Origin of the sequence: Enterovibrio sp. FF113 (genome assembly GCF_041439165.1) — a bacterium.
Taxonomy (GTDB): Bacteria; Pseudomonadota; Gammaproteobacteria; order Enterobacterales; family Vibrionaceae; genus Enterovibrio; species Enterovibrio norvegicus_A.
This window is the reverse complement of record NZ_JBGONO010000024.1, coordinates 53,816-76,373: the sequence shown is the minus strand read 5'-3', so window position 1 is coordinate 76,373 and position 22,558 is coordinate 53,816. Positions and strand designations below refer to the sequence as shown.

Sequence of the window (22,558 nt, the reverse complement as noted above, 5' to 3'; positions counted from 1 at the left end):
TGAAAACTCCATGTATTTCACTTTCTATCAAACTGGGTTATTAATTTCCGTGATAAGACATTTAGTTAAATGTTCAAGATGTTCGATCTGAAGATCGAGGAAATCATCCATCTCCGTTTCGCTATACATGGCAGGGCTGTACCCCCATGTGAGATTGAGTTGGTTGTTGTCCGTATTAAGCTTGCCAAAAGGCGCGAATCGAATAGGGTGCATTCCCTCTTCGCGACCTTTGTACTCTGGCGCTGAGTTTTCCTGCATTTCTGCTGCATCTGGAGCATCAGGCACATAATTAAATTCGAGGTTATGTCTCGGGATATGCGAAATTTTTGTTCCCTGATCTGGGCTTTTGAACCTCAAATATTGCAAGGATTGACTTGAGGTTGGAGCCTCTTTCAGTCGAAGTTTGATGGACTCGAGATACTGTTGAGTAGAGTGGTTATTCGGTTGGTCGAGATAAACGAAATCATAGCGTGAAACCCAGCCGATTGTTCTGCTTAGGTTGAAGTCTTTGTGGGCACGATTGTTTCGGGTAATACACAAAAACGCATTTTTACCATGGTACCAACTTTTGAAAGCCGACTCTAACGCGCCGATAAAGAGTGTTTCAGTGTCAAAGTTAGAGATATCATTACATGTGTCTAAAAGTACTTTTATTTTGTTATCGATTGGACGTTTAACAAATTGAGGTTCCGTGAGTGTATCTGCGATTGGCCAATTTGAAAGTAATGGATTCTGATAAATATCAGCACAGTTCTCCCAGCATTTATCTAACCATTCATTTATGTCGTGAATGGAGGATTGTTTAGCGCTCTCAAATTGGTGTTTGAAAAAATCATTAAGTTGTACATGAGTTTCAGGTACTTCAACGGTCTCTCCAGATTGTAATTGTTGGTAGGCGAGAGACAGGTCTTCTTTTAATATACCTAGTGAGTAACCGTCAACGATCAGATGATGGAATACCATGAACAGACGACCAGGCTGTCCTTTTCCAAAAGAGAAAAACGCAATGTAAAAGAGCCTCTCCCCAATATCGAGTTGAGTTTGCAGTTCGGCACAGATACGTTCAACTTCTGCTGATTTATCAGTGTCGCTTTTTTCATCAAGATGAAATTCCACCCACCAGTCTGATAACGACTCGAGTGGGAGATAGAGTTGGTTCCATTTCCCATCGTTTTTACGCCAGACACGCCTGAGCCCAGAGTGGTGTTTAAGGATATACCTCACGGCTTCTTTCGCTAGTACGCTGTCAAATTCGGGCTTGAGTTTGAATAGTTCTGATACATTCCAATGGTTAGGCTGTGGACGTTCCAACAACCAGTGGTCATTAAAACTGATTGGGTAGGGGTGGTGGTTTTCAATAGACTTAGCGGAAGCGTTCAACGTGCAGACATCAAGCTTTGACGCAAGGTGCTCAATACTGTGCTCACTAAATAGCAAAGGAAGAGGCAGCTGTTTGCCTGCTCTGGTCAGAATAGACTGAAGCCGCACGGCTTGAATTGAATTACCCCCCAGCGCAAAGAAATTATCTTTGGTTCCTACTGCGGAACGACCTAGCAAAGATGCGATCTCGTTACAAAGTAGGAGTTGGTTATCGGTTACGGGCGCGACATAGATAGTTGATGATTTAGTTGGAAATTGGCTGGTTTTCGACGCATTTGCGATCGCTTCCGCCGTAAAGTAGTTTGACGTCGATGACCAGGCCGTTAAAGGAATACCTTGTACTGTTGATGCGTTGATATCTTGACGTTTATTGATTTTTCTTTCATTGGTTTGTGTTGCTTTTTCTGGGTTAAAACGAACGTTAGAAAGCGCAGATGTTGACATCACAAGTGGATTTGAAATGCTGCTAATTTCCTTGATGAAATTCCTCGCGGGAGTGTTTCTTTCTCCGATGACTGTTGGAATTTCACAGTTTTCAACGACTAAAACGTTGCCGAGGTGTGACATCATTTCGTACTCGATGCCTCGCCCCATTGACCGGCAACTGAGCATAAACCCTTCCAATGAGGCAAGGTCTTGTTTTTCGCTGTATAACACCGCACCAACAATGCCAAGGTCACCAAATATATCAGTAACTTGGACCGTAAAACCAAATAATTCTTTATTGGTAAAGAGGGATAAAAGTGTTTCTTCATCATAACGTTTAAGCGTGGTACTGAATTGGTTTGTTCGCAGGCTAATTTCAGACACCCTGGATAAACTATTCTCGTTAATGGGTGAAAAAGTCACATCAGTATTTAATGATGAGAGGTACTCAGCAAACGTGGTTGTAGATGCTTTATGTAGGTCTCGTTTTTTATTCTGTTTATAGAGATGTGTTCTGTCTGAAGCCTTGTTGGCAGTAAGAATCGGGTCGAAAACCCAAATGTTATTCAACCAATCATGCATATCTTCAATCTTGGGTTTTTGAATCACTAACACTTCTGGGCAGTTGGCGCGCACTTCTGCACACTGAACGAGGTCGTCGTCAATAAAAATAAAGCTGTCCAACCCAAGGTTTAACTCTTCAGCGAGTGAGTGAATGTTATCTGATTTACGATGCCAATTAATTTTGGCGGCTGCAATGTCCTCTCTTTTTATCATCATGTCATGATTATTTTCAATCGCATCCCAAACGTCATTTTCTTCATTTTTGCTGCATAGGGTCAGTAATACTCCTTTTTGCTTAAGGCTCAGCACAAGTGTCTGAAACGCCTTAAATGTATCTGAAACGTTGATGCCTTTTGTCCCTTTTTCTCCGACGACGCCTTGCCAGAGAGTATTGTCACAATCCAAAACCAGCACTTTAAATTGGCTTTTCTTAGGTCGATAAATTGAACGGAGCATTGCTGTTGTTATAGCGGCGTATCCCTCATCGGTATAGGGGATGTGTGCCGACTGAAAGCTGTTAATGTCAAAGTGGTTATTTGTGTAATAACGTGATTTGACCATAAAGCTTGGTGTGACTGAGATGACTTTTGAGTCTGAAAATGAATTGAAAAATTCATTTTCAATTGACGAGATTCTCTCGCCATACATCTCTTCATGTTCTGGAGACATAGGACAAAAAACAATGGTGCATGGACGAATTAATGGCTCTTTTTCGATTAATATCTTTAATAGTTGGAGGCTTTGCTCATTGGCAAATATAAGCGGATGCTCTCCAACAAGCCAGCTGTCCCAGTTAATGATAATAGCAATATTTTCAATTGATTCCGTATATACGGAACTGCTGTTTTCAAGCAGTTGCTGTTGGATTTGGTTAAACGGAGCAAATCGCCAAGGCTGCATAAAGCTGAGTTGGCTATTCCAGAATGTCAGCACTGGCTCCATGGGTTCGACAGAGAAATTGGCAAGAATATAATCGACAGGTTCATTGTGCTTTGCCAGTGATCGGCTAAGCGTTAAGTCGATCACTTTTGTCGTTTCGTCGCTGACAAAAGCAAGCACGACGTCCCAATACTCGTTGAGTAGCGATTTGACGAGTAGTGCATCAAACATTGATGCGTCGTAATCAAGGCAAAGAGCCGTGCTGTCGCCGACATCAATGAAGGAAAACATAAGATCGAGTTGTGCGTTTACCGTGTCGGGAATGAGCTCATTCAGGATAGCGTCATCGTGAGACGCATCTTCGAGCAATTGAATGTTCTGGTATCGCAGAGAGACATTATAAAGAGGACTTTTGTTGCCTCTAGCTGGTTTGATTTCATCTACGATAAAATCAAACGGGCAGCTTTGATGTGCGCGAATGTTGGAAAATGTTCTTTGCACTTTTTCAAGTTGAGAGGCCAAGCTGTCATTTTTCGATAGTTGGCCTCGAATGGCTAGAAAATTAACGAAACAGCCAATTATATTGTTAACTTCCTGTTTTTCCCTACCAGCTTCCACCGTGCCGATGACGACATCGTTTGTGCTAGCCCACTTAAACATCAGTGTATTAAGACTCGCGAGCATCAGTTCAAACATGCTGACTTGTTTGCGTTTTGCGTAATCTCGGACTCGTGCCGCTTGGTCATTCGGTAATTGAAGAAATTGACGCTCACCGATATATGACGATGTTGTATTAGAAGGTTTAGATATTGGAAAGGGTATTTCCCTCGGTGCATCACTGAGTTCAGCGTGCCAAAAGGCCAAGTCTGCTTTTAGTTTTTCTGTTGCAATCCCGTTCTGATAAAGCGTTTTGTGCTGCCACAAGCTGAAATCGATGTAGCTATATGGCAGCTCAGCGAGCTGAGGTTGGGTGTTTTTTTCGAGCGATTGATAGATCGATAGAAATTCTCGGCCTAGTATCGCCGTTGACCAGTCATCTCCGATCGCGTGGTGCATCACTACAGAGAGGGTGATGGAGCCCCCTGTAGAAATGAAGACTGCAATGTTGATTAGAGGTGCCTTACTCAGGTCAAACTGTGTTTCGTGATGTTCCAAAATGGCGTTTTGGACTGTCATGTCGTTGACTTCATTGATCGCTATTGTTGGGCGAACTGAGTCATCAATACATTGAAATAACTGATTTTCTATTGAATAAAAACGTGTTCTTAGACCTTCGTGCCTGTTCAGTAATATATCAACTGTTTCTTGCAGTAAGGGCAGTTTTGTATTGGCTGGTAAGGGGAGTGTGAATATCATGTTGTGATGCTGACTACCCCCCGTGATTTGATGCAGTAGCCAGAAACGCTGCTGCGCAAAAGACGCGAGAGCATCTTTTTCACCGGAAGCGAGCCAACTCTGTTCTTTTTCAGCATGAAGGCCACTAAGACATTGAATAATGGCTTCCTTATTAGATTTAATTTCTTTTGAAATATCGGGTGTCATCGCTCCCGGTTTCGAGCGGGCGGCCAATTTTCCTTCTTTGACAAACAATACAATGCCTGAGTCGTGCCAGCATTTAATACGTTGAGCAATATCCATATCTAACCCTAAAATGTGTGCTTAGAAGAAATCTTCTTCTGAGAAAATATCTTCGTTGTTCAAATCTTGATCCAGTGCGTTTGCTAACTGCATTTCATCTATGCGTTTGGCCACTTCTTGTAATGTTTGTCGCTCAATAAACTCTCTGACAGATAGCGTTAGACATAGTGTTTTATTGATCTCGTTGACTAATTGGACCGCCAAGAGTGAATGCCCCCCTAGCTCGAAGAAATTCGCCGTAACACTCAATTCACGTTCCTGCAGTTTGAGTTGTTCTGCCCAAATAGGGGTAATTAACTTTTCTGTCGGCGTTTGTGGTGCGACGAACTCGTTGTTTACAGAAAGATCTGGGGCAGGAAGCGCATGTTTGTCTAGTTTACCATTCGCCGTTTTAGGCAATGTTTCCAATGCAATAATGGCGGTAGGAATCATATACTCTGGCAGTGACCCCCTTAGTATCTGTTTCACATCCTGTGTAGCACTATCGAAATCCGGTGTTGAAACCACATAGGCGATCAAATGTGTTGCGGGTTGACCAACAGGGAGTACAGCAGCATCGGCAATGCCATCAATCGCCTGTATTTGTGCGGCGATCTCAGCGGGTTCAATACGATATCCTCGCAGTTTGACTTGTTCATCTATGCGTCCCATATAGCGCAGCGAACCATCACCAAAGCAAGACACAGCATCACCGGTTCGATAAAGCCTAACTAACTCTCCATTTTTTCCAAATGGGGCATTAACGAATTTTTCTTCTGTTAGTGCTGGTTGATTTAAGTAACCACGCGCAACGGATAAGCCTCCAATATATAGCTCGCCACGCGCTCCAACAGGAAGCTTTTTCCCTGATGGAGACAGGTTAAACAGCGTTGTATTTGGGTAGGCGAAACCAATCCCTTGGTCTTTACTTGGATGAACTTGCGCAATCATGGCACCAACGGTGGTTTCGGTTGGCCCGTACTCATCAACAATTACTTTCGCGATAGGGCGGAGCGCGGATATAGTTGCGGGGTCTAATGCCTCACCGCCTAGTATTAGCAATTGAAGCGAAATGCCATCGTTCGACGTCAATAGTGCTTTGGCTAAACTTGGTGTCGTTTTGACCATATCAACATGTTTGTCGGAGAGGTGTTGTGAGTAAGCCACCGCATCCAATATGTCGCCATCGTATACACACACACATTTTCCGCTTAGTAACGGGATTAGCGTGGTGGTTACCGTTAAGTCAAAGCAATAATTTGTTGAGAAGTCGACATTGTTAACGTCAGCCATCCAAGAGGACACCGCGTTAAGGTAGTTGGTGATGTTTCCATGTTCTACCATTACGCCTTTGGGTTGACCGGTGGTGCCCGAGGTATAAATAACGTAGGCCAAATCGTTAGGGCTAATTGCTACGAGTGGAGCCTCTGAGGGTGCAGAGAGAACACTATCATCATCCACTTTTAGTACAGTTGGTCGTGTTGTCTTATGCTCTTGGAGTGACGCCAATACGTTGTCGCATTCAGAATGACTGATAATGCAACTCGCTTGTGTGTCCTCAAGGAGGTATATCATTCTATCTATCGGATATGCTGGTGACACTGGAACGTAGGCACATCCTGCTTTCAGGACAGCGATGATGCTGACAAGCATGTCGACGCCTGGGGTGAGTATCAACGGGATAAGTTTGCTGGGATTTTCAACGAGCGACAGACTTTCAATGATCGTGTTTGCAAGCTGGTTTGCTTTTCGATCTAACTCTCGATAAGTGAGCGTATATCCGTCAGTGATAACGGCACAATCCAGAGGTTGCTTTTTAACGATGGCATCAAAGACCGAAGGCAGTGATAACTCACTAATAACCTGCGTAGAGCCGTGTTGTTTATTGATAATTCGTTCGTCTGATTCGGTGACTAAGTGTTGCTCTATCAAACGTGCATCGGGATTGTCTGTAATATTAATAAATGACAGTTCCAAAAGCTCATTAAAGTGAGCAATGGTGTCATGATCAAACAAAGCTTGTGCGTAGTTGATGCTCCCTCGGATCTCTTTATTGCTGTCGTCCATCTGCAGGCTTAGATCATATCTTGCCGCTGTTTCCGCCATTGGTCCGTTCGAAATGATGCTTCCAAAATCATTGTCCATATGGTCATCATGACTCGCGCCGAATGTTTGTAAGCTAAACATGATTTGGAATAGTGGATGCCGTGACGTATCTCTAGGTACATTTAGAGAACTGACCAGCTTTTCAAATGGCAACGTCTGGTGAGCCTTAGCGTCGGTGAGAGTGCGATGGAGCGTCTCAATCAGCGATTCAGCATTTTGATCTTGCTCAATCGAAATCCTAAGTGGCAACGTGTTGACGAAAAAGCCTATTAAATTATGAAGCTGTGGATTCTCTCTATTGTCAGACGGTGTACCTATAACAAAGTCTGATTGGCTTGAAAGGGTGCTAAGCACATTCGCAAATCCGGCCAGCAAAACAGTGTAAAGCGTCGTATTGTTGCTGATGGCTAAACTTCTGAGTTTTTCAGACAACGCTTCATTTAGCGTAAATGCAATGTCTTTACCCCGATAATCTATGGAGCTAGGCCTTGCTCTGTCAGTTGCGAGGGTAAGTGTTTCCACCCCATCAAGTTGACCTTTCCAGAATGATATCTGCTTGCCTATTTCGACGTCATTTAGCGTATTTTTTTGCCAAGCTGCGTAATCAGCATACTGTATTTGTAAGGCAGGTAACTTAGGTTTTGTACCTTTCTGAAATGCTTGATAAGACGCTATCATTTCGCTCAAAAACACATCGGTGGACCATCCATCAACAGCAATATGATGGAAAACAAATAACAGATACTGTTGAGCTTCTTGCTCGATCATCGTTACTCGAAGAGGGCATTCATTAGAAAAATTAAATGGTTTTTCGATGCGGAGCTTAACCTCACTTTCAATATCTTTGTCATCATTAACTGTGATTTTTTCGATAATATTAGGCGTATCAATCACTGTTTGGTAATCGACACCATTCTCGTCAGGAACGAATAGGGTTCTTAAAACATGATGCCTTTCGATGACATGATTAATCGCCTTGGAAAGAATGCCAAGCTCTATGTCATCGTTGAGTTGTAGGAGGGTTGGTAAGTGATAGGCATCCGTTCCTTGCTCCAAACGCTCAATAAAGAGCAATCTTTCTTGAGCAAAAGAAAGAGGTGCTAGGGTTTCTTTTCTCAATGGTATTTTGTCTTGAAGCTCATCATTTAACGCAGCCGCCATCCCCTCTATGGTCTGAAGTTGGAACAGATTCTGAAGACTCAATGACAAGCCGAGGTTTTCTTCAATGATGGCCATCAGACGAACGGCTGAAATAGAATTTCCTCCAAGCGCAAAGAAACTCTGGTCGATACTGATGCGGTCTAGGCTAAACATCTCTTTCCAAATTTCGGCCAATTGCTTTTCCCTCATTGATCGAGGTGCAATATAAGATGTCTCCGATGTTATTGATGTCATCACTGGCTCAGGAAGTTTTTGTCTGTCAATTTTCCCGTTTGGAGTGAGTGGCAAATTGTCGAGAACGTCTATGAACGTAGGTATCATGTATTCAGGTAGCTGTTTTTGCAGCGATTGGCGAATTACTTCACTGGAAATCCCACCGCTTTGTTCAGGAACGATATACGCTGCCAGTGTTTTGTTTTCGCCTTGGTGAATACAAGTCACTACGCACTGTTGAATCGTGGTGAATAGCATGAGGTTTTCTTCAATTTCGGCTAAGTCAATTCGGTGACCACGAACCTTAACCTGAAAGTCGTTACGCCCGATGAACTCCAGTTCACCGTAGGTGTTCCATCTGACTAAATCGCCTGTTCCAAATAGACGATCTCCTGTTTGAACATGTGCCGTAAATCGCTCGTCTGTGTATGGCTTTTGGGTGTAACCCTTGGCCAAACAATCACCGCCAATGTATAGCTCTCCGGTCGCGCCTAGCGGTACATCTTTCAAGCTTGAATCTAGGATGTAAGTCGATACGTTGGATATAGGCTGTCCAAGAGGAATGCCTTTTTGTACGCGGTCGGTATTGATGGTTTTGCGAGTATCAAAACACGTCACGTCAGCCGCGACTTCCGAAGAACCGTAGATATTCAAGAGTGTTGCATTAGGAAAACAGTGATAGAAATTGCGTACCGTATTGGGTGTGAGTGTTTCTCCACTACACGTCCACAACGTGATGCTATCAAAATCACTCTGGCGCTGTTCTGGCAGGCTTAGGATGGCGTCCAGTAAGGATGGAACAAGCACAAGTCTATTCACTTTGTGGTGCGAGATTCGTGTGCTCATTTTCAGGAGATCTTGGCCATCATGATTGCCAATGATAAGTGTGGTTATACCATTGAGAAGTGACCCAAATAGCTCCGATGCGTGATCCACGAAATTGAGTGATGTTTTGTGGCAATTGACGTCATCAATATTGAATGGATGCTTGGACCACATCCAGTGCAATCTATTTAACAGGCCTCGTTCAGTGCCCATAACCCCTTTAGGTGTGCCAGTCGAGCCTGAAGTATAGAGGACATATATAGGCGTATCTGTTTGAGTGATGTTGAGGTTATCGCTAGCCAGTAGTTCAAGATTAATCGCATCAATATGAAGGGTTGTTACCCCATTACGAAGCTGAAGTGGTGAAAGGGAGCTATGGCTAAATAACACATTTATACATGCATCATCAGCCATAAAATTGAGTCGTGCTTCTGGGTAAGCAGGATCCAGTGGTACATACGTTGCACCTAGCTTTAACGTAGCAAGAATAGCGATCGTGCTTGAAATGCTACGTTGTAAATGAATGCCGACCCTGTTGCCTGAAGTGATCCCTTGTTGAACCAAAAGATGACTTAATTTGTTTGCTTGGGTATTTAGCTCTGCATAGGTAACGCTTTCATTGTCTTGCTTTAATGCGATGTGATCGGGTAACTCATTAACTCTTCGTTCGAATAGATCCACCAGTGACACCGAGTAGTCGATCTCAACAATGCTTCCTTTACTGTGATTCGAAAGCCAAAGCTTATCTTGGGCTGTCAATCCATCTATATCCTGAAGATGCAGGTCAGCAATAGAAGAAAATTGCTCAAGAACGTGAGTGTATAGCTCATTGATACGCTCAAGAGTTTGAGTGGAATAAAGTGATGCTGCCCCCGTCAATTCGCCAGAAATCTCTTCAGCGCTGTCATCAATGAACATGTTGAGGTCAAATTTGGCTGTTTTGGGGAATAAACTCGCCGATGTACCCGAAGGGACTCTAAATGGAAGTTCTTCAGCATGATCTTTGTTTGTCGCAAATGACTGCACACTAAACATAACTTGGAAAATAGGGTGCCTAGAGGTGTCTCTTGGGACATCAAGCAACTGCGTTAACGTTTCAAACGACATATCTTGATGCTCTTTTGCATCAAGTAGTGATTTGTTTGTTGTGTTGAATAACGACGATACGCTTTGGGTTTCGTTGCAACTTAGCCGAATAGGAAGGGAGTTGACGAAGAGTCCAATAATCTCTTGTGTATCAGCGTTGTTTCGATTGTCGGATGGTGTTCCTATCACGACATCATTTTGTCCCGATAACTTTGACAATGTCACGTAAAGGGCTGCCATCATAACAGTGTAGAGCGTGACATCATGACTCTCTGCCAATGCTCTTAAGGCTCGCGACTCATTGGTATTCAATGAGAATGAAGACGCAATGCCGTCGTAGTTAAACACTGACGGGCGAGAGTAATCATTTCGGATGGCTAGATTTTGATAGCCTGATAATTGGGGTATCCAATATTGCTTGAGGACGTCCATTCGTCCATTGCTAAGCTCTTTCTCATTCCACGCTGCGTAATCTGCAAAACTATTAGCGGCAGGTTTCAAGTCTATTGCCTTTCCTGCTGTGACTTGTGAGTAGGCGACGGCCAAATCTTTGAGGAAGATATCGGCTGACCAACCATCAAAGGCAATGTGGTGGAAAGTCATTAGCAGAAGGTTGGTTTCTCCATTGTTGAATAATGCAAAACGAACCGGTCCGGTTTGTGAGAGGTCAAACTTTTTGGTTGCTAGGGATCTGATTAAAGATTCCAGTTCAACATTATCGTGTTCTGTATAAGTGGTAATTTCCTCTCTCTTTTCCATGATCTCTTGAACAGGTACATGCTCACTATTCAGGGAGAAATGTGTTCTTAAGATTGAGTGCTTCTGAACAACTGCATCCAAAGCTTGTTTTAAGGCCGCTATATCAGCCGATGACGTTAGCTCAACCAAGCTTGGAATATGATAGGCCGATGAGTTTTCCTCGAATCTGTCGATGAAAAAGATGCCTGCCTGTGCGGCAGTTAGTGGCGCAAATTTTCGGTCCGGTTCGGATGGGATTTGCATTGCTGATGGAGAAACCCGTGGGCTTTGATTGCTGGCTTTTATTTCAGCCAGCACTGCACTCATTGCTTGAATTGTTCGATGCTCAAAAACAACACGTAAAGGTACGGTTAGACCGAACGTTTTCTGAATGGCACCGATGAGCCTTACGGCGCTGATGCTGTTTCCACCAATGTGGAAAAAATCATCGTTTGTACTGATTGATTGACGAGATAACTCGCCTTGCCACAATACCAAAAGCGCAGTTTCTTCATCGGTTTCAGGTAAAACAATGCTAGATAGCGCGTTAGATTCTGTTTGTGGGTCGGGCAGTGCTGAGCGGTCTAGCTTACCGTTTGAAGTCACAGGGAAAGCGCTAAGTTCCACATAGAATGTCGGCACCATATATTCAGGTAAATGTGTCGACAAAAAGCGTCTTAGGGAATCTGTTGATACGTGATCATCTGCTGATGTAATCAGATAAGCGACAAGGCAATCCAGTGCTTCTTTACCATCCGGATCTCGACGGAGGTGAACGAAGGCCTCTTCTATCTTTTCATGACTGAGTAGTTTGGATTCGATCTCGCCAAGTTCAATACGAAAACCTCGAAGTTTTACTTGGAAATCTTCTCGCCCAAGAAACTCTAAGACACCAGACTCTGAACGCATCCATCTGGCTCTGTCTCCGGTGTGATATAAGCGAGCGCTAGGCGTGTCGCTTAATGGATTAGCAATGAACTTTCGATCAGTCATGACTTGATCGTCATAGTACCCTTTTGCTAAACAGTCCCCGCCAATGTATAGGTATCCTGGTACGCCAACAGGACAAGGAGAGAGAAGTTCATCAAGCACATAATACTGCGCGTTTGCGATTGGTCTGCCGTAGGGAATACTTACCCACGCTGGATTGATATCCGAAATGGGGTAGAAGTTTGACCATATAGCCGCTTCAGTAGCGCCGCCAAGTCCGAGTATGGCAGCATTTGGGAAATACCGTTCAACATGCTTAGGAAGAGCGAGACCAATCCAGTCACCACTGAAGAACACTCGCTTGAGGCGTGAATTATCCGCACCGGATTTTGATATCAGACCTTCCATTAGCGGCATAAGTTGCTTCATGTAAGCCGGTGAAGAGTCCCAGAATGTAATAGGCTCTCGAAGGAGAATATTGGCCAGTTTTTCAGGATCTTTACATTCATCATTTGAAGCAATCCGAATACTCCCGCCTGCGCCTAGTACACCAAAGATGTCATACACAGACAGGTCGAATGACAATGAAGTAACAAAAAGGAGCCTGTCGTGCTGGTCGACATTCTGCGAAGTATTAACCCAATTTAGCGTGTTGTAGACGGCTCTATGCTGCATCTCAACACCTTTTGGGGTGCCGGTGGTGCCAGACGTGAATATGATATAAGCAGTGGAATCAGAAGGAATACATCTATTTTCGTTGTCTGCTGATTGTTGTTTTTGATGCCACTGGGTGGTAATCAATGGGTCAGTCGGAGCGAGTTGCGTGCATCTATCAAGAACAACGTCAAAACGATACTGAAGTTCGTCATCAAACAACGCTGATCGAGAAATGATGGTTGGATTTTTATAGATCGCCGTTGAGCGAGAAACTTCCTCGAAAAACTCAGAATGGAAATACAGTGGCTTTTCTAAATCCTGTCGCCATGCGCTGTTGATTGAATCCGGGTTATTGTCGGAGAAAGAAACAATAGATGACTCCAACTCTCCCTTTTTCGCTAGGTCAGGTAGGTCACAAAATACGAGCTTACCATTAGGCTTAAGCAACGGTGTCAGAGCATCGATGACTGATTCTGTATAGCGATAACCAGGGAAAAACTGAGCGGTACTAGCCAGTAAGATAACGTCAACACTACCCAGTTCAACGGGAACTGATTCGTGCGCAAACCCCTGATGAAAACTCAGGCCAGGTAGATTGCTTGCTTGTTTCAGTCGGTTTGCAGCAAGTGCTTTTTCTGATGGGTCGATAGCATAGTAATGCTTTACTTGGCTGGCGAGCTCAAAAGAAATGATTCCTGAACCGCACCCAATCTCAAGCACTGTGGCATCTTTGTACAATAAGGGTTCACATAGGTTAACGACATGGTCGCGATATCTGTCTACCTGATCCTGGGCGAAGCATTTACCGTTATAAATGCTGGTAAAGCCACCTGCGGTGATTTCATCATTTGCGTTTTCCGCAATATGGTCGAACATGGCTTGAGTGTCTGAAAAACGGCCTAATTCAGTTTGCACGTGTTCATTCAATGCATCCATCACAATGAAGCTGTCAATCTGAGTATCTAGCCATTTAGCTTGCCTAAACGCACATAACTGGGACTGGCAAGTAACAATGATATTAACGTCATTAGCCTGACTAATCTGAGTGAGTATGTTCCGAACTCGCGATCTTGGAGAATTGATTTCTATTGGTACATAGGCGGCTCCCGCTTTCACTATGCCCATGACCGCGACGACGGTATTGGTATCTCGCTCTAAGCACACTGGGATGAGAGAGCCCGTTTTTGCGCCTTGATTTCGTAACTGGTTTGCCAACTGGTTTGCGCGCGCGTCCAATTCCCGATAAGTCATTTCATCACCATCACAGTCGACTAATGCAATCGCGTTAGGCTGCTGAGCAACTTGTGATTCGAAATATCTATGCAGCGTTTGCTGTTGGTCATACTCGTCAGATGTTTGGTTCCACTCGTGGACTAGACGTTTCCACTCATTCGAGGTTAACCATTCGAGGCGGCCAATTTGCTCGACGGGGCGCGAAACGATGGATTCAAGCAATACGGTAAAGTGTGATGCCATCTCTTCAACGGTCTGTCGATCAAACAGGCTAGTATTGAACTCCCAGACAGTGGTCAGTTTGTCTTGTTGTTCAGAAGCCCAAAGCGTTAAGTCGAACTTCGTGACACTGGCATCAACATCAATTGGTTGCAAAGAGAGATCGGGGAGTTGAAGCCTGTCGAGTGCTAAGTTACTAGATACGGCATTTTGAAGGGCAATCGATACTTGAGCCAAAGGCTGGTGGCTCGTATTTCTCACGGGCTGAAGCACTTCAACTAAATGCTCAAAAGGTACGTTTTGATTGGTCTGCGCCTCAGCGGCCATATTGCTGACTTGATGTAGAAATTCAACAAATGGTTGCTTGCTGTCAACCGATGAACGTAAAACGAGTGTGTTGATAAAGAAACCGAGCATTTCTTCAACTTCATAGCGAGTACGGCCCGCATTTGGTGAGGCAACCGCAATGTCGTCGGTATTGGCATACCGAGTCAGGAGGATTTGATATGCAGAGAGCAAGACATTAAACAGCGTTGTTCCCTGATCTTCGCTGAGTGCTTTGATTCGTGATGTTAAAGATGACGGCAATTGAACGGTGATCTTTTCCCCTTCGAAGCGCTGAACAACGGGCCGAGGGTAGTCAGTTGGCAACTCTAGCAATGGAGGAAGATCTTTCAATTGTTTCTGCCAGTATGTCACTTCCTTATTAAAGGTATTTGATCTGACATGATCACGTTGCCAGACAGCATAGTCAGCGTACTGAAGTCTTGGTGGCGTTGGATCTAAGGTGTGTCCTGCGAGCTTAGATGTATAAAGTGAAATGACTTCGTCCATCAGTAAGCCGACTGACCATAGATCCGTGATGATGTGATGCATGTTGATCCAAAGGACATGCTTATCACGTGATAGTTTGAAAATACGAACTCTGAATAGTGGACCATGCTCGAGGTCGAAAGGCGCAAGAGCATCACGTTTTAATAAGCCATCTAACTGGGATTCGTCACAATCTTCGATGCGTAGTTCAAGATCAAATTGGTCTTGAATGACTAACATCGGTTCACCGTCTACCGTAGGGAAGCGACTACGGAACACTTCGTGGCGTGAAACAATGGTTGTGAAAGCATCATTTAATGCGACGTTGTCCAGGTTACCCTCGAGAACGTAGCCATCGTATACATTGTATCCGGCTGATTGCTCACCGATTTGTTCTATCAACCACAATCGTTGCTGAGTCAATGAAAGGGGTAGAAGCTGGTTTCGCGACACGGGAGTGACAGGTTTGTCGACATCCGCAACGTTGCGAGTACTTTGTTCAATTTCTGAAGAAAATAGTGCCAACGTTGAGTGTGTGAACACGGTTTTTAGGGGCAGTCTAAGGTTGAACGTTTCTTCAACTCTGGTGATGATTTTTGCTGCCAGTAAAGAATGCCCACCGACGGTAAAGAAGTTGTCAGAAAGGCCAACCTCTTCGATATTTAGTACATCTTGCCATATTGTTTTGAGCGCTAATTCTGTATCCGTTAGCTGTCTTTGTGCCACCGCTCTTTCAAGTAGCGTTGAAGGCGAATGGCAGTAGCGATGAATAGTTTCCTCGCTCAACATGTAGATAGCGGTTGGAAGGTCTTGCCTTGGAAATTTGCGTTCCAGTATTTTTTGTACCGACGCTGTATTGATATGTTCGGATGATGCAGCAAAGAAAGCAATGAGGGTGTTGTCTTCATTACGCGCCACAAGTGACACTGTCACATTTTTGATGCCAAGAAGAGATTTTTCAAGCAAGGCTGAATGTTGTGTTTGGTAGTGTGTGATATAGGGTTGAGATAACACAGGACGAAGTGTGTCGCCGCGGACCAATATCTGTGGTTTTTCCTCGCCGCCAAAACCTACAGAAGTAACACTGACCCCTTGGCCTTTGGTGGCATTCTTTGTTGTGATGTCAGAAGACAAAGGCGAGCCAAGCGGCAGGAATTTCCAACCTAAGTCATGTCGAGTATTGGCGTGAATGAACCCATCGAATGCTCCCAGTGTCACGTTGTGTAGCATCGTGACATGCTGCGAAGCGTCGAGTTTTTGCAAGGATGATGACTCGATAAGGTCACCGGATACAAGCAGGGAATAAGTTGCAGTGTCTTTATTGCAACGGATTGAATCACTAGCATTCACTTGTTTCTTGCTTAGGTGAACCCATGACGTTGAATCAAGTGCAATTGGATCCAATGGGTCTGGTAACTCTGCTGTATTTGATACCACATATGCGATGAGTCGATCATCACGGGCGATGACAATGGCATCGGACACTTCGTCTTGTGCTTTAAGATTGTTGGCAATTTCACCCAGTTCTATGCGGTGACCTCGTAGTTTAATTTGATCGTCAATTCGCCCAATGTAAATCATTGATTCATCGTAATTTAATGTGGCGAGATCGCCCGTGCGATACACATATCCGGCCTCTGAATTCACAAATTGTTTTGACGTCAGGTCTGGACGATTCAGGTAGCCTTCAGCAAGACTAACGCCGCCGATACATAGTTCACCCACAGCGCCATAAGGCAGTATTTGACCTTCTTGAGACAGGATGAAGTGTTGGTATCCTGGTAAATTCTGCCCCAGTGACACTGGCTCATTCAGCGAGCATTTTGCTAATAATGACCATACCGTTGCTTCAGTGGGGCCATAGCAATTCCATACCTCATCAAAATGAGTGACAAGGCGATCTTTCGTTTGCTCTGGCAATGCTTCGCCGCCGCAAAGTGCTAATAAAGATCCACTTTTTGGCAGCTCATTATCCAGTAATAGTTTCCATCTCGATGGCGTTGTTTGTATGAGGTCAATGTGCTGATCAGACACTAATGTGTTGATGCGACGTGCGTCTGCGATGATCTCGCTACAAGGGACCACACAACATTGACCAAGGCTTAGACATCCGAGCCATTCGTATAATGCGATATCGAAGCTCACAGTGGTTAGCCATAACCAATGTGTTCTGAGGGCTGTCGGTAAAGAGTCATGCATGCCATTAATAAAATTGAAAGCAGCACCGTGGCTGATGATCACCCCTTTGGGTTTACCTGTAGAGCCTGAGGTGAAAATGACGTAAGCAGTGTCGTTGGGCAAGATCGATGGCAACAAGGTGTCATGTTTAATTGCGGGTAAGGCATCGATACACACAGGATGAGCAAGGGTGTTGGGGAGTTGTGTGCGTAAGACAGAATCTGTCACTATCCATTTGCACTCAGTGTCCTTCAGTATACCGGTGTTTCTAGCCGCGGGATGCGAAGGGTCTAGTGGTACATATGCTGCGCCAGATTTGAGTATTCCCAATAGGGCAATTAAGAGCGAGTCAGAGTGTGGGAGATAAAGCGCAATCAAATCACCTTTGTTTACGCCTGATTCAACAAGGTGTTTTGCTAAGGTATCCGACTGCTGATCGAGGTCTGCGAAACTGCGGTTCTTGATATCCCCATCATTAGCAATGAATTTCGATGCGGTTTTAGACGTAAATTGATTAACGGCATTTTCAAAAAGCGAGATTAGCTGCCCATTGCTGGCCTCAGGTTCGATTTGAGGATTCCAATTCTGCAAATACTCGACGCTTTTCTGATCGACCAGACAATATTTGCTTGGCGATTGAGCGGGGTGAGCGATGAACTCACTGGCTAACTGTTCAAAAGCGGCATCAAGAAGACCGATTGTCGTGCTAGTAAAAACGGTTGAGTTGTAATGCCAATATAAATTGTCATTGTCATCGTATTGCAAAGCAATATCAGTCGGTTCTTCACTGACGGTTGAGCCAAACTCAATTTGGTAAACTGGGTTGAATATGGCTGTAGAGAGCATCATTTCATCGTTGTATTTAACAGCGCTCCATGACGGCAGTGACTCCCACAAGCGCTTAAGATCGAACGCGAGTGACAAGATCGTCTGGTTTGTATCGAACGGAATAACAACAGGCTTTCTTTTATCGTTATGGCATATGTTAATGACCAGCGTCGCTTCATAGCCACGATAAGATATAGCGGCAGTGAGTAACGATAGCGCCAGCCAGTGGTTCTCTATGTCGTTACTTTGGGACAGTAACCTTAGGCCTTCATGTGTGCTGGGAGGCATGCATGAAAGTTGGCTTTGGCGGTTGAAGGAATCCGCAGTTCTGGTGCCATCGAGAGGAATACTATGAAGCATTGGCGCATCTCGAAGAATGTCAACCCAGACTGCAATATCCTCAGATACGTCATGTTCTTGAGAAGACTCTGTTTTGAATGCGTTTTGTGCAGGGAGAGCTTTGCGATCTATTTTTCCATTGGGCGTGGTTGGAAAGCTAGCTAACGAAATAATACTTGATGGGATCATGTGAGCTGGCAGATCCAACGTCAATGCGCTTTTTAGTGAAGCCTCTATATTCCTTTTAGGGAGCGTGGATGCCACGTCGAGACGTGTTACTTTTCCTCCTTGAGACGTTGGGTAAAAAGCATCAACAATGAGTTGAGCAATAGAATCATGCGCAGAGGTTGCCCAGCGCTCTTCTGATTGAAGAGGGAGCTCTTGTTTGAGGTGATTTAGCCAACTCGCAATTTTCTGTCTACTGACACACTGAAGGGTCTTCGCCTTGCCATCCCAAAGGTAAATATCACCACATCGGTCATGTGACGAAACAGGTGTGTTTTTCGATAGGATACGACGGTCGCCGTATGTGAATTGAGGTATGGTATCTAGCGTTTCTAATGGGGTCGGAACGATGGCGACTGTGGCGCCAGATTGTTCAATCATCGTGGTTAGGTAAGCATGTGAGTTTTCGCCATCGAGTACCAAAACCGATCCTCCCGCCATGAAACTGGCAAGAGTCGCAGTAGCGAGTTCTTCAGGCGTTCGTGCCGCCACCGCGACCATTGATAGATCACAGTTGTGGTCTGTGAGTGTATGAGCGAGTTGCTGCGCGTTGTCGGTAAACTCTCTATACGTTACTGCTTTATCGTTATATTCGAAGGCGACGGCTTCGGGTAGCATCTCGCGAATCGATGAAATAGCGCTGAGCCAATCAGATGTGTTTTCAGGCTGTTTTGTCACGTCGTTAGTTTGATTTTCAAGAAGGTCACTGATTTTCCTGTCTGCGTTGTTGACCATCGCCACAAGGACATCAAGGTATAATGTGGATAGGCTTTCGACGGATTCTTTCGTGTAAAGATCGCTACAATATTCAAATGCACCGGCAATGCCGTCATTGGCGTCAAACAGATTCAAAGTGAGATCATATTGGCTCGCTTGTTTGAGGGGAGGCAAAATCCGCAACGTTAAAGCATTCAATTCGACAGTGTCGACAGGTGCATTTTGTAGGGCAAACATCACTTGGAAAAGCGGACTTGAAGAAAGGTCACGGTCAGGTTGAAGGAGCTCAACCAGGCGTTCAAATGGCATAGCTTGGTGTGCAAAGCTTCTTAAGCAGTCCTGTTTGACTTCAGCTACCAATGTCGAGACGGTTTTCTCAGGCAATACTTGGCTTCTCAAAACCAAGTTATTGATAAATAGACCTACTGTTTGTCGCCAATCTTCCCCTTTATTACTTTCCCTGCCGGACACGGGTGTCCCAACAACGATGTCATAGTGTCCACTATACAAAGCCAGCGTAATATCAAATGCGGCTTTGAGAGACATATAAAGTGTTAGTCCTTGCTCTCTGCTCCATTGTTTTACTTGTGTACTCAGCGTATTGCTTAGTGCCAGTTCAAAAGAGGCGCCAGCGTGACTTTGTTTTTCTGGTCGAGGGAAATCAGTGGGTAGCCAAGGTGTTGTGGGTAAATTGCTTAGGTAGTTACACCAGAAAGCATCTTCTTCTGAATTTGCCACTACCTCTTGTTGGGAAAAGGCATAATCAGAGAATGCGCGCGGTGGCTGAACACTCGGTGTTGTTCCGGATTCTATGCGTGCATATCCTTCACTTAACTCTCGAATGATAAGTGAAATCGACCATCCATCTGCAATGATGTGGTGGCAGTTAATGAGCAAGATATGGCGTGTTTCTGACAGCGTAACGAGGCTAACTTTGAACAGCTTGCCTTCTGTTAGTAAAAAGCGCTGGTTGGCTAAGCCCTCAAGCGTCGAGGAGAGATCGTTTTCAGCTATAAAGCGTTGTTCAAAACAAGAAAGAGAAGCATCAAAAGATTGTGTGACTTCGTTGTCATCTGTGGAGAAGCGCGCGCGAAGTGCTGAATGGCGTTGAGCAATTAGGTCTATTGCTTTCGTTAACGATTCAACATTCAAATTGCCTTTTATCTCAAGTGCCGTTGGCAGATTGAGTGCAGATCCCAGATCTTCTAGCTGTTCAAGAAACCAAAGTCGTTTCTGGGCGAATGAAAGTGGTGATTTCAACGGTGAAATCTCGTTGTCATGCGAAGCAGGTAAATGGCTGTTTGTGATTTCGGAGTGGAGTCTTGATTCAACGAGTTGTGTGAATGCAGAGAGGACACTGTGTTCAAGTAGTTCATGAAGCTCAATACTCACATTGAGCTCACTATTGACGAGTTGTTGGACATCCAGAGCAAAAATGGAGTCTCCCCCAAGCAAGTAGTAATCATCGTCTGGAGACAGTGTGTCTATATCTAATGTGTAGCCCCAAATGTTCGCGACAATTTGCGCAGTATCCGACACATACTGACCTTCAAGCTCTACTTCAGGAAGAACAATGGAAGAAACTTCAGGTTCGAGAGTTGGAGGTGTTTCTATGGTATCTGCAGAACTCTCTGGTACCGGCGTCCAACAACGTTGAGGTTCGAAAGCGTAACCTGGCATGGAAATGCGGTGTCCTGAAAAGGGAATCTCAGACGCATTGAAGGACGTTTTACCCGCTAAAAAGTTTGTGGTGATATTGGTTTCTTGAGATCGGCTGTCAACGTCATCAACGTTATTAATGTCGATGGCATTATTATCATTGATAGCCTTTTCCAGTTCAGTAATGAGCGACGTAGCGTCGGTAAAGTTCACTGCGATACGGAAATCAAAATGAGCACGACCAGCGATGCTTGTGTAGCTAAGGTCTTGGCTAAAACAACGAGGTGATTGCTTTAACCATTCGATAGTTTTGTGTATCAATAATGTCAGTGCATAAGGTGTTTTTGCTGAAAGGAAAAATGGATATTGCGCTAGCTGATCATCGATGGAAGCGTCTAGAATTGGCGCAGATTCAAGTACAACGTGACAGTTTGTGCCACTTAAACCAAAGGCACTGACACCAGCAAGTCTATTTTCTCCCTCCCACTTTTGTTTGCTTGTCGCTACGCTGACTGCTCCATCAAAGCTGATGGCTGGATTAGGGGCGTTAAAAAATAGAGAAGGGACGATAAGGTTGTTTTTTAGGCATAGCAGCGTCTTAACTATGCCCAGCAAGCCTGCCGCAGAATCAAGGTGCCCTAAGTTTGTTTTTGCTGAGCCGATAGGGCAAAAACCGGTGTCCGATGTAAACTGACGAAAAGCGGCATTGATAGCAGACACTTCAATGGGGTCTCCTAGCTTTGTTCCCGTTCCGTGTGCCTCCATGTAGCTGAGGTTTCGAGGGTCAATACCCGCATTTCTCCAGGCTTTTGCCAATACCTTTTGCTGTGCGTCACCATTGGGAGCAGAGATGCCTGCGGAGCGGCCATCTTGGTTTATAGCGCTGCCTTTGATAACACCCCAAATGTTATCTTTGTCATCAATAGCGTGTGTGAGCGGCTTAAGCAGCAATGCTATGACACCTTCTCCAAGCCCTGTCCCTGAGCTGTCATCTGAAAAAGTGCGGGTAAAACCGTCCACTGACTCGATACCAATTTTGTCACCGGTTTCAATGGGTAACAGCATTAAGTTGACGGCACCGACAATAGCGGTTTCGCAATCACCATTACGTAGCCCCTGACAGGCTAGATGCAAAGCAGTTAAAGACGATGAGCATGCGGTATCGACGACCATTGATGGCCCTTGCAGATTAAGTAAATATGCAAGACGGCTAGCTGTCATTGAGGCAAGGTTACCTAACGTTGACGACGCTTTATGCTCTGGAGCGACATCATCAATATATTGTCGATAGAGTGCATCATGGGCGTACCCGAGATAAATGCCTGTTTCAGAATCTTGAATTTTTCCTGTGTAACCAGCGTCTTCGATAGCATGGTAAGCAGTCTGTAGAAACAGTTTTTGATGGGGATCCGTAAGGGCCGCTTCTTTTGGAGACATGCCAAAGAAGGCGGGGTCAAATTTATCGACACTATCAAGATACCCCCCAGTTCGATAAGCCGGAGAAAGGTTTGGATGCTTAAATCGCATGTATGCATCGGTGTCAACTTGGCGATCAGAGGGAAACGTCGATACACCATGTTCTTCTGATTTCAGCATTGACCAAAAGTCATACTTATTGCTGCAAGCCGGCAAATTCACTTCAATGCCTATAACAGCAATATCGTTGCTGTTCACTTCTTCAATATGGTCAGACGATTCGTTTGAAAAGCCAATTTGGTCGATGATATTTAAGTCCATTTTAAAACCTTTAGTGACAACTTATCCT

General features: G+C 44.6%; 2 protein-coding genes. Both read right to left on the bottom strand.

What is annotated here, in order from left to right; all coding sequences use genetic code 11:
* Nucleotides 1–27: 27 nt before the first annotated feature.
* Nucleotides 28–4,887, bottom strand: a complete 4,860-nt coding sequence (locus ACED36_RS17850) for an HAD-IIIC family phosphatase (RefSeq protein ID WP_371733632.1) — start codon at nt 4,885–4,887, stop codon at nt 28–30.
* 21 nt (nt 4,888–4,908) lie between these two features.
* Nucleotides 4,909–22,530 carry an amino acid adenylation domain-containing protein gene (locus ACED36_RS17845; RefSeq protein WP_371733631.1) on the bottom strand — a complete coding sequence of 5,874 codons (17,622 nt, stop codon included), beginning with the start codon at nt 22,528–22,530 and terminating at the stop codon, nt 4,909–4,911.
* Nucleotides 22,531–22,558: the final 28 nt, after the last annotated feature.

What these genes read in the sequence shown, in the direction of transcription:
- ACED36_RS17850 (WP_371733632.1), bottom strand. Translation starts at nt 4,887, where the DNA reads ATGGATATTGCTCAACGTATTAAATGCTGGCACGACTCAGGCATTGTA.
- ACED36_RS17845 (WP_371733631.1), bottom strand. Translation starts at nt 22,530, where the DNA reads ATGGACTTAAATATCATCGACCAAATTGGCTTTTCAAACGAATCGTCT.